Annotated in this window: 11 protein-coding genes; 6 read left to right on the plus strand and 5 right to left on the minus strand. The window is 64.0% G+C overall.

Annotated features, from left to right (window positions below):
* Positions 1-6: 6 nt before the first annotated feature.
* Positions 7-411: a hypothetical protein gene (locus BN2156_RS15420; RefSeq protein WP_131725168.1), complete on the minus strand. Its 405-nt coding sequence runs from the start codon at positions 409-411 to the stop codon at positions 7-9.
* Positions 412-519: 108 nt separating this feature from the next.
* Here BN2156_RS15420 and BN2156_RS15425 point away from each other — a divergent pair, with 108 nt between their 5' ends.
* Positions 520-1,503 carry a metallophosphoesterase gene (locus BN2156_RS15425; protein ID WP_090515202.1) on the plus strand — a complete coding sequence of 328 codons (984 nt, stop codon included), beginning with the start codon at positions 520-522 and terminating at the stop codon, positions 1,501-1,503.
* Here the strand turns inward: BN2156_RS15425 and BN2156_RS15430 are convergent.
* Entirely contained in the window at positions 1,482-2,447 is a 966-nt protein-coding gene (locus tag BN2156_RS15430) for a mechanosensitive ion channel family protein (RefSeq protein ID WP_090515204.1), read from the minus strand. The two genes, BN2156_RS15425 and BN2156_RS15430, sit on opposite strands and share 22 nt — an antisense overlap.
* A gap of 297 nt (positions 2,448-2,744) precedes the next feature.
* On the opposite strand from BN2156_RS15430, the gene BN2156_RS15435 reads away from it, so the two are divergent.
* The gene (locus BN2156_RS15435) at positions 2,745-4,736 is read left to right on the plus strand and encodes an OPT family oligopeptide transporter (protein WP_090515207.1); all 1,992 of its coding nucleotides are present in this window, start codon (positions 2,745-2,747) and stop codon (positions 4,734-4,736) included.
* Between the two features lie 16 nt (positions 4,737-4,752).
* On the opposite strand, the gene BN2156_RS15440 is transcribed toward BN2156_RS15435, so the two are convergent.
* A complete protein-coding gene (locus BN2156_RS15440; protein ID WP_090515976.1) occupies positions 4,753-6,138 on the minus strand; it encodes a sodium/glutamate symporter in 1,386 nt (461 codons plus the stop codon).
* A gap of 244 nt (positions 6,139-6,382) precedes the next feature.
* Here BN2156_RS15440 and BN2156_RS15445 point away from each other — a divergent pair, with 244 nt between their 5' ends.
* The 4 genes from BN2156_RS15445 (at position 6,383) to BN2156_RS15460 (ending at position 10,603) form a co-directional block, all read left to right on the plus strand.
* Complete coding sequence (locus tag BN2156_RS15445) at positions 6,383-7,819, plus strand: neutral zinc metallopeptidase (protein WP_162490805.1); 1,437 nt, start codon at positions 6,383-6,385, stop codon at positions 7,817-7,819.
* A gap of 302 nt (positions 7,820-8,121) precedes the next feature.
* Positions 8,122-8,862 carry an endonuclease/exonuclease/phosphatase family protein gene (locus tag BN2156_RS15450; RefSeq protein WP_235625316.1) on the plus strand — a complete coding sequence of 247 codons (741 nt, stop codon included), beginning with the start codon at positions 8,122-8,124 and terminating at the stop codon, positions 8,860-8,862.
* Entirely contained in the window at positions 8,859-9,518 is a 660-nt protein-coding gene (gene pnuC, locus BN2156_RS15455) for a nicotinamide riboside transporter PnuC (protein ID WP_235625317.1), read from the plus strand. The genes BN2156_RS15450 and pnuC overlap by 4 nt, the downstream gene beginning before the upstream one ends.
* Positions 9,515-10,603, plus strand: coding sequence for an AAA family ATPase (locus tag BN2156_RS15460; RefSeq protein ID WP_090515210.1), 1,089 nt, complete (start codon positions 9,515-9,517; stop codon positions 10,601-10,603). The genes pnuC and BN2156_RS15460 overlap by 4 nt, the downstream gene beginning before the upstream one ends.
* 441 nt (positions 10,604-11,044) lie before the next feature.
* On the opposite strand, the gene BN2156_RS15465 is transcribed toward BN2156_RS15460, so the two are convergent.
* Positions 11,045-13,303, minus strand: a complete 2,259-nt coding sequence (locus BN2156_RS15465; RefSeq protein WP_090515212.1) for a DUF2357 domain-containing protein — start codon at positions 13,301-13,303, stop codon at positions 11,045-11,047.
* 2 nt (positions 13,304-13,305) lie between these two features.
* Entirely contained in the window at positions 13,306-15,453 is a 2,148-nt protein-coding gene (locus tag BN2156_RS15470) for an McrB family protein (protein ID WP_131725169.1), read from the minus strand.
* Between the last annotated feature and the right edge of the window lie 147 nt (positions 15,454-15,600).

Raw genomic sequence — 15,600 nt, forward strand, 5'->3', positions numbered from 1 at the left:
AACGGGTTAAAGCGGCGCCGACAGCGGTCCCAACACCTGGCACTGCGGGGCGATCTCGGCGATACCCATCCAACCGCCGCATGCCCGGCCGGTGGACACATACGTCGCGCCGGGTCGGTAGGGCGTCCGTATCTCGGCCGGTTGCGCTCCCCTGCCCTGATTGCATTGCACGGGTGAGGCATTGTCCTGACGCTGCAGGCAGGCCACGCTGAACCGGGGATCTGCCGGTGCCCCACATGCAGTTGCCGTGACGGTGGCGCTGACCATGTCGGCGCCATCGACGTACACGACAGCCGGTGGTGACAGCGTGAAAGCGCACGGCGGCGCAGGTTCGGCGTGGGCAGGTGTGGCGACGCCCACGAACCCCGCGATCACGACCCCTGACAACAGCACCAATCTGGCCCGAGCCATGTGCGGATCATAGTTCTTTCGCGCGGCGTTGAGGTCTGAACGCGCATGTCGCGGAGGTGCGCGACCCGGTTATCGTAGAGGTAGATCAAGAGATGCGGAGCCACGAGAATGACAGATTCCACCGCTCAGGGCTACGACATCATCGGCGACGTCCACGGGTGTGCCACTCAACTGCAAGCATTGCTCGCCGAGCTCGGCTACCAGAAGGCCAGCAACACAAGCGAATACCGCCATCCCGAGCGCCAGGCCATCTTCGTCGGTGACCTGATCGACCGCGGTGATGAGCAATTGCAGGCATTGCAGATCGTCAAGGACATGGTCGAGGCCGGCAGCGCGAAGATCGTGATGGGCAACCACGAGTTCAACGCTCTGGCCTACGACACCGAGTGGCCGGTCGGCAGCGGCCAATACCTTCGCCCACGGTCAGCGAAGAACGCCAAGCAGCACGCGGCGTTTCTGGCGCAGGTCACCGGCGCCGATCGGCGGCGATACCTGGACTGGTTCACCACCATTCCGCTGTGGCTGGACCTCGGCGGCCTGCGCGTCGTACATGCCTGCTGGCACCCGGATTCGATCGCCGCCGTCGAAAAGCACTGTGGCTCAAGTACCCCGTTCCGCGACATCGCCCACCTGGTGGCGGCCACCGACAAGGCCCACCCGCTGTACCAGGCGATCGAGACACTGCTCAAGGGACCAGAGATCAGCCTGGTCGACCGCGACCAGCCCGAATACCACGACAAGGACGGTCATCCCCGGGCCAACGCCCGGATTCGCTGGTGGCACAGCGAGGCCCGCACCCTGCGGGATATCGCTGAAATGGGCGGCAACTTCACGACGCCCACTGGTGAGCCCTACCCGCTGCTACCCGAACTTGAGTTGTCAGACCGCGACCATACCTACGTCTACCCGCCGGGCGTGCCGGTGTTCTACGGGCACTACTGGCGGCAGCGTCCGGCCCAGCGCCTGCATGACTGGACGGACTACACCGCTTGCGTGGACTTCAGCGCGGTGAAGGGCGGCGCGTTGACGGCCTACCGGTGGTCGGGTGAGACGCGGATCGACCCGGCCAATTACGTGCCGTTGGTCTCCTGACCACCGACGACGGCGTGAATGCGGCCCTGCGGGTACGGCAGGTTGATTCCGTTTTCGTCGTAGGCGCGCAGAATCTCGCGACGGAGCTTGCGCTGCACGGACCATTGGGCGTTCGGCCGGGTCTTCAGGGTCATCCGCAGCGTGAGCTGGTCGGCCGCCAGCGACTGCACGCCGAGCATCTCCGGTTCACCGATGACCTTGCCGGACATCGACGGATCCGCGATGACATCGTGTGCGGCTTCGACGGCGACCTGCTCGGCGCGGTCCACATCCGCGGTCAACGCGACGGGCACCTCGACGCGGGCCACGGCATAGTCCTGGCTCATGTTGCCGACGCGGGTGATCTCGCCGTTGCGCACGTACCAGAGCGTGCCGTCGATGTCGCGGACCGTGGTGATGCGCAGCCCGACGGACTGCACTTCCCCGGACACCTCGCCCAGGTCGACGTTGTCGCCGACGCCGTACTGGTCTTCGAGCAACATGAAGACGCCGCTGACGAAATCGCGGACCAGATTCTGGGCGCCGAAGCCGATCGCGAGGCCGACCACACCGGCCGAGGCGATGAACGGTGCGATGTTGACCCCGAGCACGCTGAGAATCGCCAGCACCACCCAGACCAGCAGCACGATCGACACCGTGGACTTGAGGACCGACCCGATGGTCTGGGCCCGCTGCTGTCGACGTTCGGCCGCCCGGATCCCGTTGGTCGTCGCCGAGGCCCGATCACGCAGATAACGCAGCAGCGGCGGCTTTTTCGCTTGCCCTTCCAGCTCCGCGCTACTGGACTTCTTTGGCCTGCCGGTGGTGGCGCGGTCGATCGCACGATGCAGCAAAAACCGAATGATTAACGCGACGGCGACGTACGCCACGACCCTGATGGGGACCTCAACGAGCCAATGTCGATTCGTTTCCGTCCATTCAAAAGCCTGGTTGTACACAGCCATATTTTCGACCGTACGACAGAACTGACGTACGCGTCGAATGCGCTGGGGCTTCTCACGTTTGGTGACGCTCAATTCGGCTCAGCGCAAGGCACATTCGATACCCCAGATATTGAGAGTCACATCTCCCGAGGTTGCCCGTCGCCAACGGCGTCGTGAACCAGGCCACGAGACTGGCAAGGCAGCCTTCTCACCCCAGCAAATGGTCGAGCGGTCCGTCACACCCGTGTCCGATCATCCCGCGACAACGCGGCCCAGCGCCTACCGTTAGTCAGCAACTGCGACCGAGAGGATGCCGAGTTGGCCACGGAAAGTCCGGTAACCCCTGCCACGCCGACCCTGCGCGAACTCACCGTTCGCGGGATCCTGCTCGGCGGCGCGATCACGCTGGTGTTCACCGCCGCCAACGTCTATCTCGGCCTCAAGGTCGGCCTGACGTTCGCCACTGCCATCCCGGCTGCGGTGATCTCGATGGCCATCCTGCGTAACTTCGCCAACCACTCCATCGTGGAGAACAACATCGTGCAGACCGTCGCCTCGGCGGCCGGCACGCTTTCGGCGATCATCTTCGTGCTGCCCGGGTTGATCATGATCGGCTGGTGGACGGGGTTCCCGTACTGGATCACGGTGGCGGTGTGCGCCGTGGGCGGCATCCTCGGCGTGATGTACTCGATCCCGCTGCGCCGGGCCCTGGTCACCGGATCTGATCTCCCCTATCCGGAGGGAGTGGCCGCCGCCGAGGTGCTGAAGGTCGGCGACAGCAGCGGCGGCGCCGAGGAGAACCGCGTCGGTATCCGGGTCATCGCATTCGGCGCATTGGTGTCGGCGGGATTCGGACTGCTGGCCAATCTCAAGGTGCTGGCCAATTACGTTGCGGCGTATTTCCGGGTGGGTGCCGGCGGGTCGATGTTCGGCGCGAGCCTGTCGCTGGCGTTGATCGGCGTGGGGCATCTGATCGGGATGACCGTGGGCATCGCGATGCTCGTGGGGCTGGTCATCTCGTTCGGAGTGCTGCTGCCGATCCGCACCATCGGGGCATTCGGGACCGACGAATCGGTGGCCGACATCATCGACGGCGTGTTCGTCCATGAGGTGAGGTTCATCGGCGCCGGGGCGATCGCGGTGGCCGCGGTGTGGACGCTGCTGAAGATCCTGCGGCCGATCGTCAAGGGCATCACCGAGGCGATGGCCTCGGCGCGGGATCGGCGAGAAGGCCAGCTGGTCGACATCACCCAACGCGACATCCCGTTCCCTCTCGTGGTGGGCACCGTGGTGGCGATGCTGGTTCCAATTGCCGTGCTGCTGTGGGTTTTCAGTCACGGCACCGTGCTCAACGGCAGCGCAACCGGGATCATCGTGGCGAGCCTGGTGTTCATCTTCGTCATCGGCCTGGTGATCGCCGCGGTGTGCGGCTACATGGCCGGTCTGATCGGCTCGTCGAACAGCCCGATCTCCGGGGTCGGCATCCTGACGGTGCTGATCGCCGCGCTGGTAATCAAGCTCGTGTTCGGCCGGGCTGACGATGAGCAGTCGGTCGCGTTGATCGCCTTCACGTTGTTCGTCGCGGCCATCACCTTCGGGGTGGCCACCATCTCCAACGACAACCTGCAAGACCTCAAGACCGGCCAGCTCGTCGGCGCCACCCCGTGGAAACAACAGGTGGCGCTGGTGATTGGCGTGTTGTTCGGCTCGGCGATCATCCCGCCGGTGCTCGACTTGATGCAGCGCGCCTTCGGGTTCCTGGGCGCACCGGGCGCCACCGACCACGCCCTGGCCGCACCACAAGCCGCCCTGATCTCCTCGCTGGCCAAAGGCGTGTTCGGCGGATCCCTGGACTGGTCACTGATCGGGCTGGGTGCGGCGATCGGAGTGGTGATCGTCATCGTCGACGAAATCCTCACCCGGACTTCGCGATTCAGCCTGCCACCGCTGGCTGTCGGGATGGGCATGTACCTGCCCATGAGCCTGACCCTGATCATCCCGCTCGGCTCACTGCTGGGCTGGTTCTACAACAAATGGGCCGACCGCACCGGCGGGAACGTCGAGCGCAAGAAGCGGCTCGGCGTGCTGCTGGCCACCGGCATGATCGTCGGCGAAAGCCTCTATGGCGTGGTCTTCGCCGGGTTCGTCGCCGGCACCGGAAGCGACGACCCGTTCGCGATCTTCACCGGCAACGACGGGACGTTGGCTGAAGTGCTCGGGGTGATCGGGTTCGCGGCGGTGCTTCTGTGGCTGTACAAACGGACGCGGCAGATCTCGGGGCGCGAGCCAGCCTCGGTTCAGTCGAGTTAGGCGATCTCACAACCCGTCACGCACCGCTTCGGTTCGTGTTCCGGCGGCGCATCCCCCACACTCCCACCAGGACCAGCAAGACGAAGCTGGCGATCGTGAAGGCGGGCAACCCAATTCCGGTGATCAGGGGTACGGACATCGCGGTGAGCAACCCGCCGCCGAGGATCGGCTCATAGGGCAGCTGCTTGTACCCGTAGTCGTCAGCAGTGCTCGTGCGCCGTTCCGGGTCGACCATATCGGCCAGTACGAACCCGGTGGCGACGTTGCCTTGTGACTGTCCGAAATCGGCGATCGCGTGCTCGAACCAATGGGTCGGATGAAATCGGCGTCCCAACCACAGAAGGGCAACCGTGCTCCACAGCACGCCGATCACGGTGAAGATGAGTATTGCCGGCACATTTGAGCCGAGTACCGTCAAGGACATCGTGCCGATCGCGCACACCAGCAGCGCGTCCAGTGCGACCGAAGAAATGCCGGCGACCGACCGTTTGTCGATCTTGTGCGCCTGTCCTGTCCTGGTGGCCACCCACTGAACGACGAAGCCGCCGATCACCGCCAAGGGGAACAGCGGAAAGGTGTCGAAGATGTCCGAGCTGAACAGGTGCGCCGCTGCCCGCAACGACCACAGCAGCCCGACGGCCACCAGGATCGCCGCAGCGATCAACGCGAAAGCGAACGTGGCCGGATGGATGCCGGCGTCGGAAACGGGCCGCTGATCGGCGGGTGAGACGTGGACGCGGTCGACGTCGTAATCCTCGGTGGCCTCGGGAACCGAGTTGCGCATCACTGTCACCTTGGGGCTGCGGACCGCCCACCGCACCAGGGCCGTTCCAACGACGACACCGGTGATCATGCTGATCGTGGCGAGCGCGAGACCCACGTCGATGAGTTCGGGAGCTCCCGCGTCGGTCAGCAGTTCGCCCATGCCGGCGATCGTGCCGTGGCCGCCGGCGAACGACATCTCCAGCAGGGAACCGGATTCGGGCGGAAGATCGAAGACGGGCTCGAGCAACAGCAGCACCGCGGCGCCTCCCAAGGCGAACTGCCCCAGCGACAGGAACGTGCCGAACAGGGCGTGGGGCGCAGCGGCCTGCCACAGTTGCCTGGGCCTGGGCAGCGTTTTGCCGATCATGATCGCGCCGAACACGACGTTGATCATCAGGCCGGGCATCACCCGCCAGACGTCCACGACGGCGCTGGGGAACAGACCGTTCGTCCCGGTGATCCGGCCGAGGACCTGGGGGCCGAGCGCCAATACGAGGAATCCGGCGACGACGCTGGCCGGGATGTACAACGCCCGCAGAACGCGGATGCGACGCAGCAGCCATCCGGCGATGAACATTACGCCCAGGATCGCCATCGCCAGGCCGACTGTTTGAGCGTCGGTCAGCCGCTCGATCATCGCGCGTTCCCCCATCTGCCGCGGGCGTCGTCAGGGCGGAGCCGCAGCGGGCGCCCGATCACCAACGCACCGCGGGCTCGTCCGGAGTCTTCCACACCGATCGCGGGCAGTCGTGCTGAGCCGGAACCAGTTCAGGTCGGATTCACGGGGCCGCACACCATGGATCACCGCCGACCGCGGGCGGCACGCGTTATTGTTTGCAGGTTGGGGGCGTGGCCCCTGATGCCCCGGAGGTGGTGACTGGATGGCCTCGTGGATCCAACGGCAGCTGCGCTGGGCTGCAATGACGTTCGTCGTCGTATTGATGGTGTCGGGTTGTGGCTCGCGCCTTGGCGGCAAGACCGATTCCTTTGATCCCGCCGTCGTGGCGGGCATGCGCGTCACCGAAGGGCCGTCGGGGCTACGGGCAGGGGCGCCGAAACCGGCACGCACGGCGAAGGGCACCGATGGGGGTTCTGTCGACGTCCTTGCCGCACAAGCGGTCAGCGACGTCGAAGACTATTGGAAGGGAGCCTGGGGCGATGCCTTCCCGGGCACGTTCTCCCCTGTGCAGCAGCTCATTTCGTGGGATTCCGAAGCCCGGGGCGGATCCTTCTGCGGATCGGGCACCGTCGGCCTGGTCAACGCCGCCTTCTGCTCAGCGGACAGTTCCATCGGGTGGGACCGCGGGGTTCTGCTGCCCGGCCTGCGCACGGCGTACGGCGATATGGCCGTCACCATGGTGCTGGCACACGAGTACGGCCACGCCGTGCAGTACCAAGCCCGACTCAATTCCCCCAACACGTCGGTACTCGTCGCCGAGCAGCAGGCCGACTGCTTTGCAGGCGCCTATATGCGCTGGGTCGCCGAAGGAAAATCGCGCCGCTTCACCTTGTCCACCGGTTCCGGACTCAACAACCAACTGGCGGGCATGCTGTCCTTCCGCGATCCCCTGCTCACCGGGAAGAGGACGCCGGCCGGCGGCGGTGGCGAACACGGCTCGGCGTTCGAGCGCATTTCGGCATTCCAGTTCGGGTTCGCCGACGGCCCGTCGGAATGCAAACGCATTGACGCCGCCGAGGTCAAGGGGCGCCGCGGCGATCTGCCGGTCGCCCTGCAGCGGGGGCAGTCGGGTGAATGGCCGGTGTCGGGCGAGTCGGTGAAATCCGTCGTCGCGGCGTTGACCATCCTGTTCAAACCGGCCGATCCGCCTGCTCTGTCTTTCAATGTGGCGTCCGCCGCCAAATGCCCGGATGCGCGGCCAACGCCTCCGGTGTCGTTTTGTCCGGCCACCAACACCATCGCCGTCGATCTGCCTGCGCTGAAGAAAATGGGCGCTCCCCGCGGCGGGAACGGGCTCTCCGGTGACAACACCGCCTACTCCGTGCTGATCTCGCGCTACATGCTGGCGCTGCAGCATGCCCAGGGTCTGCCGCTGGATTCCCCCGAGGCGGGGCTGCGTACCGCCTGCTTGACGGGCGTGGCGACGGCAAAGCTGGCTCGCCAGGTCAGCACTCCAGACGGCAACACGGTGGCACTCACCGCGGGTGATCTCGATGAGGCAGTGGCCGGTCTGCTCACCAATGGGTTGGCTGCCTCGGACGTGAACGGGAAGTCGGTGCCGGCAGGCTTTGCCCGCATCGACGCTTTCCGGGCCGGGGTGTTGGGCGACGTCCAACGCTGTCTTGCGCTGCACGTGTGATTGTGGGAATCACCCTCCGGTCTCGCCGTTTCTGGGAGGCATGTTCAGTCGGTCAAGCCCAGGAGCTTGTGCGGGTTGACCTTCACCACCGTGTGGATCTCCTCGGCGGTGAAATTCAGGTCGAGCAGTGAGCTGATCAGGATGCGCATCCTCCGGGCGCATAACACTACGCCGCGCGGTCGTAGCCGGCTGCCGGGCGACCACGGCATGGCCGGTCACCATCGTTCGGCCGACTTGTCGGTGGCTTCGCACATACTGTCCGGCTCGCTGGAGATTCCACGTCGAGCGAGAGGACACTCCCGATGACGCTGCGAATCGCCACACTGAACATCCGCCACGGCGGCAAGAACGCTGACGCACTCACCACACGGCTACTGGGGTATGACGCCGACCTGCTCGTGGTCACCGAGTTCCGGGCCAACGACACCGGAGCGCGCCTGGTCACTCGGCTCGAACGCGCCGGATATGAGACCTCGCATCCCCTGGCAGACCCGAAACAGAACACCGTGCTCATCGCATCGCGCACCCCGATCGACCGGGCGTCGCGCTTCACCCGGGATCTGCCCGGCCACCACCTGTGGTGCGTCGAGTTCGACGGGACCATCGTGGCCGGCGTCTACCTGCCGCAGGCCCACGCCAAACTCCCCTACTGGGAGGCGCTGATCGATCGGGCCCGACGCAGCGAGGTCGACCTGCTCATCGGTGACTTCAACACCGGCAACAACGATCTCGACAAAGACCCCAAGGGCGCGAGGTTCATCGGGCCCGAGATGCCGGGGCGTCTGATCGCGTCGGGTACGTCGACGTGTGGCGGTCTCTGCATCCGACGGTCCGTGAGTACTCGTGGTTCAGCCGCCCCGGTGACAACGGGTTCCGCCTCGACTACATCTTCGCCACGCCCGAGTTCGCGCGACGCGTCCGCAGCTGCGAGTTCGACCATGCGCCGCGACTTGCCGGCGAGACCGACCACTCAGGGCTGGTCCTGCTGTTGGACTAGCACCCGCCTGTGGACAGCGATGTGGCTAATAGGCTGTGCCAGGTGATCGACTGGTTGGCCCGGATGGTGGAGCCGCTCAACAGTGCGCTCTTCACGATCGGCACCGATGCAGTCAGCTGGGCCGAGTTCCTCGGCTTTGGCACCGGCGGCCTGTGCGTCGCCCTGACGGTCCGGCGCAACATTCTCAACTTCCCCGTCGGGATCGCCAACAACGCGTTCTTCCTCGTGTTGTTCACCTCAGCCAGCCTGTGGGCGGCCTCGGGCCTGCAGGTGCTCTACATCGCCCTGGGGTTCGCCGGGTGGTGGCAGTGGCTGAGAGGCCGAGCCGACACCGGCACCACCGTGGTGCGCCGCAGCGGTCGAACCGAGTTGGCTTGGTGTGCCGTGTTCTTGGTACTCGGTACCGGGGTTCTGTACCTCATCCTGACGGCCGCGCACGACGCGGCACCATTCCTGGACGCGGTGACGACGTGCCTGTCGCTGGTCGCGCAATGGCTGCTCAATACTCGGCGGATCGAGACCTGGTACTTCTGGATCGCCGCCGACTGCATCTTCATCCCGCTCTACCTCAGCCAGGGTCTGGTCCTCACCGCGGCGGTGTACGTGTTGTTCCTCGGCCTGTGCATCGCGGGGCTGCGCGCCTGGACTCGGCAGCAGGCCCCGGCCGACGCGGCCCTGCCGGCCGACAGCGCGGCGCGATGACCGAGTTCCGGCACGGCCTGATGATCGGCAAGTTCTACCCGCCGCGGATCGGGCATCACGAGGCGATCCGGGATGCCGCGGCACGCTGCGACCAATTCACCGTGCTGGTCATGGCCGCAGCGGTCGAGACGATCCCGCTGGCCGACCGGATGGCGTGGCTACGTGAGGAGCACGTGGGCGATGCCAACGTGCGGATCACCGGAATCCCTTGTGATGCACCGGTCGACGTGACCGATCAGCGGGTGTGGGCGGCGCAGGTCGCCGCGATGCGGGCCGGCGTGCGTGCCGCCGGTGCGGCTCCGGGCGTCGATGCGGTGTTCAGCGGCGACGACTATGTCGACGAGCTCGCCCGGTGGTTCGGCGCCACTGCCGTGCAGACCGGACGCACGGGCAGCAGCACCGCGGTGCGTGGCGATCTCGCCGGGCACTGGCACGAGCTGGCTCCCGCGACGCAGGCGGGTTTGGTGACGCGGGTTGTGGTGGTGGGCGCCGAATCTTCTGGTACCACGACTGTGGCCGAACAGTTGGCCCGCCACTATGCCGCGCGCGGTGGGGCGTGGGCCGCGACGCAATGTGTGCCCGAGTACGGGCGTGAGTACACCGAGCTCAAGTGTGCTACCGACCCCGCCGTGGATATCACCGAACTGCAATGGGATGCCAACGATTTCGATGTCATCGGACCTGAGCAAACCAGGCTGGAGGAACTTGCCGCGCGCTCGGGTGCTCCGGTGTTGATCTGCGACACCGACGCGTTCGCGACTGCCATCTGGAAGCGCCGCTACCTCGGCGACGCATCCGGCGGACCTTGGACGGACGTCCCGCCGCGGGCCGTGTACCTACTCACCGATCATGAGGGCGTGCCCTGGCACGACGATGGGATGCGGGAAGGCGATCTGGCCATCCGCGCCGCGATGACGGGTTGGTTCGCCGATGCGCTCACCGCTGCCGGGCATTCCTGGGTGCTGTTGACCGGGACGCTTCAGGACCGGATCGATCTCGCAGTGCGCACGATCGAGCCGTTGTTGGAGCTCCGGGCACGGTTCGGGGAGCCGTTGCGGGGGCCTGGGTTCGAGGGCGCCTCTTAGGCACAGTCTAGGGATCCTTTGCTTATCTCAACTGCCACGACGATGCAGCAAAACTAATCACGCTGCCGTCGATGAGCGCGATATCGGTTCCGGGACGGCTCTCGCCCCGGCGACGGACTCGTTACCGAACCCGGGCAACCTCATTCGCCAATGCCAGAAATTCTGATCGCAAAGGCTGCAACGGACGAACAACGAGTGGCCGGTTAGCACAACAAGCCCGGAATTACTGCTCACGATGCCTGGTTCGCCGCTTCCCGCCGGCCGAAGTCGTCACGGGCAGTCAAATGGGTTTGGGGCACACGGTTGTCTTGAAAGCCGGAATGAATGGCGGTCACGCAGCACCTGAAATGGGCGAGGTACATCAGTGACGAGACATGATGGCGCACGGCGCTATCCGCGTAAGCACTAGCGGTGAGTGTTCGAAGACGCTGAGCGGCGAGGTTACCCGAGCGCAACGGCACTAACAACGTCCCACCAAGTCACGACAATCGGCGCCCCGGCACGGTCGTCCGCCGTCAGGAGTTCGAGATCGATCGAACCAACCCACTTGGGCAGCGGTTCGACGAAATCGAGTTCGGCTACGAAATACAGATTCCCGCGTGGATTCGGGTACCCAGCCGCCATCAAGTCAGCTGCCGTTGCTGGTCGCCAGCGCACTAACCGCGCGATCCGAGCCACTTGGAGGGCGCCATTCCGGTTCTCGTACAAGAGCAGCAGCTTGGCCCCGAGCTCTCGTCCACCGACCTCGACGGCGCCAATTCGGTTATCAGCACGTATGTTGTACTGCCGCACCCGTTCTATCCATTCACGATGCTCAAAGCTTCGGACGAAACCAAGGAGAACGTCGGTATCGGCAGGAGGTTCATCTAGGAATTCAGTCGTCGGTGCCGACGTGAGGGTGGGCTCGCCTGGACGATGTACGATCGCGGTCCAGAAGCGATGCCGTTCATCACGCGTGACCTGGCTGGCGGCATGGTCCAGCACATCGTTGAAGAACTGATCAAGCGCTTCCGATGACGCCCGTAGGCCGTCGCTGCTCGGCCTCAGCGGGAATGCGCCGATACCGGGCAACAATTCGTTGAAGCCCGGATGTCGTCGAATGCTGAGGATCTCTGACCCTGGATACAACACGTACGCTCCCGCCGTTCGCGCGATCGCATCTCGATATGCGTGCATCTTTAGTAGGTCATCGCGCTTGGCGGCCCCAGAGGTCGTCGGCCCCTCTTCCGAGTCGTCCGAATCAGCTGCTGACGTCAGCTGCGTAAGGTTGTCCACGCGATACTTCGCATCGAAATGCAACCAGACCTCGAGATCCTTTGTGGGCACGCTCGACGGCGTGCTGCCTTCCGGTCGAACACGCACCGAGCAGTCGGGGCGCATCGCTCGGCTCCATGACCCCCGTCGATCGTCTCGTCCGGCAAAGGTTCGATTGAAGTAGACATCGACCTGCAGCAGACGGCCTCCCCGTTTGATCGTCCACGACAGCTTCGACGCACGCCCCGACCGCATTGTGAGGGACATGCCATCTCCAGCGACGGTGAATGCGCGCGCTGTTCGGTCGTCCCCGCACACTCTCCCGAGTGAATCCACCACCGCGAGAAAGCACCAAAACTCATAAAGCGTGGCGATGTTCCGTTGCGACGCTGAAAAGATATCGGCCATGTGCCCGGGATCAAAACGCAGCGTAGGGCCAGATTCAGTCAACGCAAACGTCCTGAACACTTCCCGGTAGCCCGCGCGCTTGAGCAACACCTGGTCCGACGTCGGCATTCTTCCTAGTGAGCTGACCTCTCGGAAGATCGGGTGCGCAAGGTATTCGTCCAATTGGGCGCCGATTTCAGCAGCGATCTGCAGACCGCGACGGAGAGGTCCGGACTCGACATTCTGTGAGGCTAAAGACAGCACGTCAAGCAATTCCAACGCGACGGCTCGCCAGCGCTCCAACGCAAACTTAACGAACTGGTTCGCCGAATTGTCCACACTGGCTTCGGCACGACCACGGGTCAGAGCGACGGGCAGAGATGCGAGTGCCGACGGACCGCCCGTCCATGGGACCCGCGGACCCGGTGCACAAACCGCACGACGAAAAGCGGATCCCGCCGGAAACGGTGATCCGATCGGACGAACCTCCTGCTCCGACACCCATGTTCGGTGTGGCTCAGAGGTGATACGCGCAATCGCGGCTTCGCACGCTGCACCCTGCAGGTATGCCGCGATCACGGCAAAGCGGTGGTAGAGCAGTTCGGCTGGCAGCTCGCTTGGCGCAAGCTCCAGCACACTAGGCGCGAACCCTTGCAACACTGCCTCAGCGGCGAACGTGGAGATGTCAGTGAGCATCTGGCGATATTCAGTCTGGTGGTCCAGCTTGACTGCCAGAACTTCGACATCCACAGTCGCTGCTAGACCGGCAGCTCGATCAACAACTTGGATACGAATACGCCCAACCGCTTGACCCGGACGTAACCGCCCCTTCATCCAGCTCGAATCATCAGGATCGAACAGCTCGCGCGGCTCGATATCGACATTCGTTGCGCCATTGCTTATTTCGTAGCGGTAAGTCGCACCTTCATGCAGCGAAACGTCTCCGCCCGACGACAACGCGGTGTCTTGTCGACCCGGAAGGTTGGCGACAAGCAGCTCGCCGACAACCTGGCCTTCTCGTGTTCGAAGCGGTAACAGCACCGCCGAATCCTGAGACATGGCTACTCAGCGAAACTTACGAACTGATTCGCGCGAACTGACTCGATCATGCGGGTGATCTTCTGATGCGAAATGGGCAGCCGCGGGGCCGAGCCCGCTCCCAGAGCCAGCTCCCCCAAGGTATTCAGAACTGGTTCGACGCGTCGTCGTGACCCGTGCACCTTCGGCAGGACCTTCTGCATCATCGCGAGATCTATTGCGGTATGTACGTCAGGGTCTCCCGTCGCCGCGAAAAACGCGCAGAACCGGAGGATCTCGTACAGCGTCCGGTGCCCGAACTCTTGATTGGCACCTGCCAAGATCGCGTGCACGTCTTTGAGCGTCGACACAATCACATCGCGATCCGGGTGCGGACGCTCCTGCTGCCAATCGTCCTTTTCCGCCAGCGATGCAAAGGCGCGCACTCGGTGGTCCTCACCTGACGGCGCTGCAATGGGTCGTTGGAGGTCAGCGTCGAGTTCGTCAGCAGTCACGCGAAACTCGAAAGTAAATGCCCTGTCGAGAACCTTCGGCGAGAACATGTACGTCGTTTCATCTACGTTGACTGTGCCGACAACGAACAGGTTCCGTGGCAGCGGGAGCCGCTGCGCTTCCACGTCACGCAGGACCCACTGACGAGAGGGTTGATCGAAGACCAGATCCGGTAAGACCGGACGGCGCGATTCGACCCCCGAGAGAAAGTCCGAGAAATATCGCTCGACGTGGGCCAAGTTCATCTCGTCCAAGATCAACAAGTACGGGTGCGCGGGATCGTTCGCCGCGCGAAGAACGAATTCGAAGGCTTCTGGAACAAACCAGACCGGTGCTCCGGACGCGGACGTACGGAGCGCATCCTCGTACCCGAAGATGGATTCCGGGCCCGTCCAGTCTGGCCGCACAGGTACCACGACGTGGCGATGTCGTCCGTCTTCGCCGGTGCCGAACCATTCACCGAGTCTCATTGCGAGCTGGGTCTTGCCGGAACCAGCGAGCCCGGTCAGGATCACGAAAGGTTTGGCCAGCAGACTGCTGACAAACGATCGAACGAGGTTCGACCCTGTTGGGAAACGAAGTCCCGAAGCATTCACCGCGTCGGCGAAGTCTTGAAACAGTTCGTCTGGCATCGGCGTCTCCGGTGACTGTCTGGGAGCAGGGGTCGAAACCGGAGGTAAGTGTTCCGCGAGCTCGGGGAACCGCTGGGCCAATTCATAGACGAACTCGTCCTCCAGACGGACCAAGTAAACCTGCTGAACGGATCCGGCGACAGTGAACGGCGAACCCTGCCTTATGCGGGCGCCCTCGTCGATAGCGGCAAGCGCGACCGGCTCATTCAGTTCCTCATACTGCGACTCGACCAGTCTGCCCGCAGCATCCCAGGATTGGTCGTCGAGCGGATTCGGCGCCGACGTCGCCGCTGCGGTGACACGGCTTACCGCTCGCAATGAGCCATTGCTGTAATGCAGAACGACGTCGCCTACACGAACCTCATCCATGGTGTCCCAGTGGTATTGCGGGCGACCCGCTTTATTCAGCATCGGCGCCCACAGGAACCCGCCATCGCGTTCTTTCGTGTAGGTGGCACCTTGATTCACCCACCAGACCGAAGCCTGCTGCCTGAGGAAGGTAGCGCCCTGCTCAGTCAATTCGCCTCTGCGATCAATAAGCCCACTCTCGATGAGGAGTTCTCGGTAGCGAGCGCCCTGAGATTCGAAGGTTCGGTCGGCTTGCCACTGGCCGGTACTCGCCTGCATTGCAAGCGCTCGCCCTAAATCGTCGTTGGAGAAGCTGGCAGGCAAGTCACGAACAACTTGAAGGGCGATGCGGACATCCCCAGCGATCGGAGCGCTGCCCTCAGATAGCGCGTCACGAAGGACACCGGCCTGGATCTCATTAACTATCCAGGGGTTGCTTCCGTCAACATTGTCGGCGTATGCGGTACCCGATTCAGTGAGCTTCCATCTACCCTCGTCGTCAACGGCGAGCCCAACCATCCGCGCGAACCTCAGACAATCGGTAGCTCGCCTCTTCGGACTCTCATGCGGACCGTCGGACTTGAACCGTCGCTCTGGATCGTCGACGAGCAGCTCATCGACAGTGGCCGAGCCAAGCTCGCGAAGACGGGCAAGCAGCAGATTGCCATAGCTGAACTTTAGAGTCGGTATGGACAGCACGGTCTCAGGCTAGTGCGACAGTCCAGCGACTGGCGGCATTCAACACTGCACTCGCGCAATACTCCGCAGGTCTTCATCGCCTAGCGCCTGAATACTTGAACGTGGAAAGTGCTCCGCCTACGGTGGCCACTATTCGACCACGCTGAG

The sequence above is a fragment of the Mycolicibacterium neworleansense genome, assembly GCF_001245615.1.
GTDB lineage: Bacteria > Actinomycetota > Actinomycetes > Mycobacteriales > Mycobacteriaceae > Mycobacterium > Mycobacterium neworleansense.

What these genes read in the sequence shown, in the direction of transcription:
- BN2156_RS15420 (WP_131725168.1), bottom strand. Translation starts at nt 411, where the DNA reads ATGGCTCGGGCCAGATTGGTGCTGTTGTCAGGGGTCGTGATCGCGGGG.
- BN2156_RS15425 (WP_090515202.1), top strand. Translation starts at nt 520, where the DNA reads ATGACAGATTCCACCGCTCAGGGCTACGACATCATCGGCGACGTCCAC.
- BN2156_RS15430 (WP_090515204.1), bottom strand. Translation starts at nt 2,447, where the DNA reads ATGGCTGTGTACAACCAGGCTTTTGAATGGACGGAAACGAATCGACAT.
- BN2156_RS15440 (WP_090515976.1), bottom strand. Translation starts at nt 6,138, where the DNA reads ATGATCGAGCGGCTGACCGACGCTCAAACAGTCGGCCTGGCGATGGCG.
- BN2156_RS15445 (WP_162490805.1), top strand. Translation starts at nt 6,383, where the DNA reads ATGGCCTCGTGGATCCAACGGCAGCTGCGCTGGGCTGCAATGACGTTC.
- BN2156_RS15450 (WP_235625316.1), top strand. Translation starts at nt 8,122, where the DNA reads ATGACGCTGCGAATCGCCACACTGAACATCCGCCACGGCGGCAAGAAC.
- BN2156_RS15460 (WP_090515210.1), top strand. Translation starts at nt 9,515, where the DNA reads ATGACCGAGTTCCGGCACGGCCTGATGATCGGCAAGTTCTACCCGCCG.
- BN2156_RS15465 (WP_090515212.1), bottom strand. Translation starts at nt 13,303, where the DNA reads ATGTCTCAGGATTCGGCGGTGCTGTTACCGCTTCGAACACGAGAAGGC.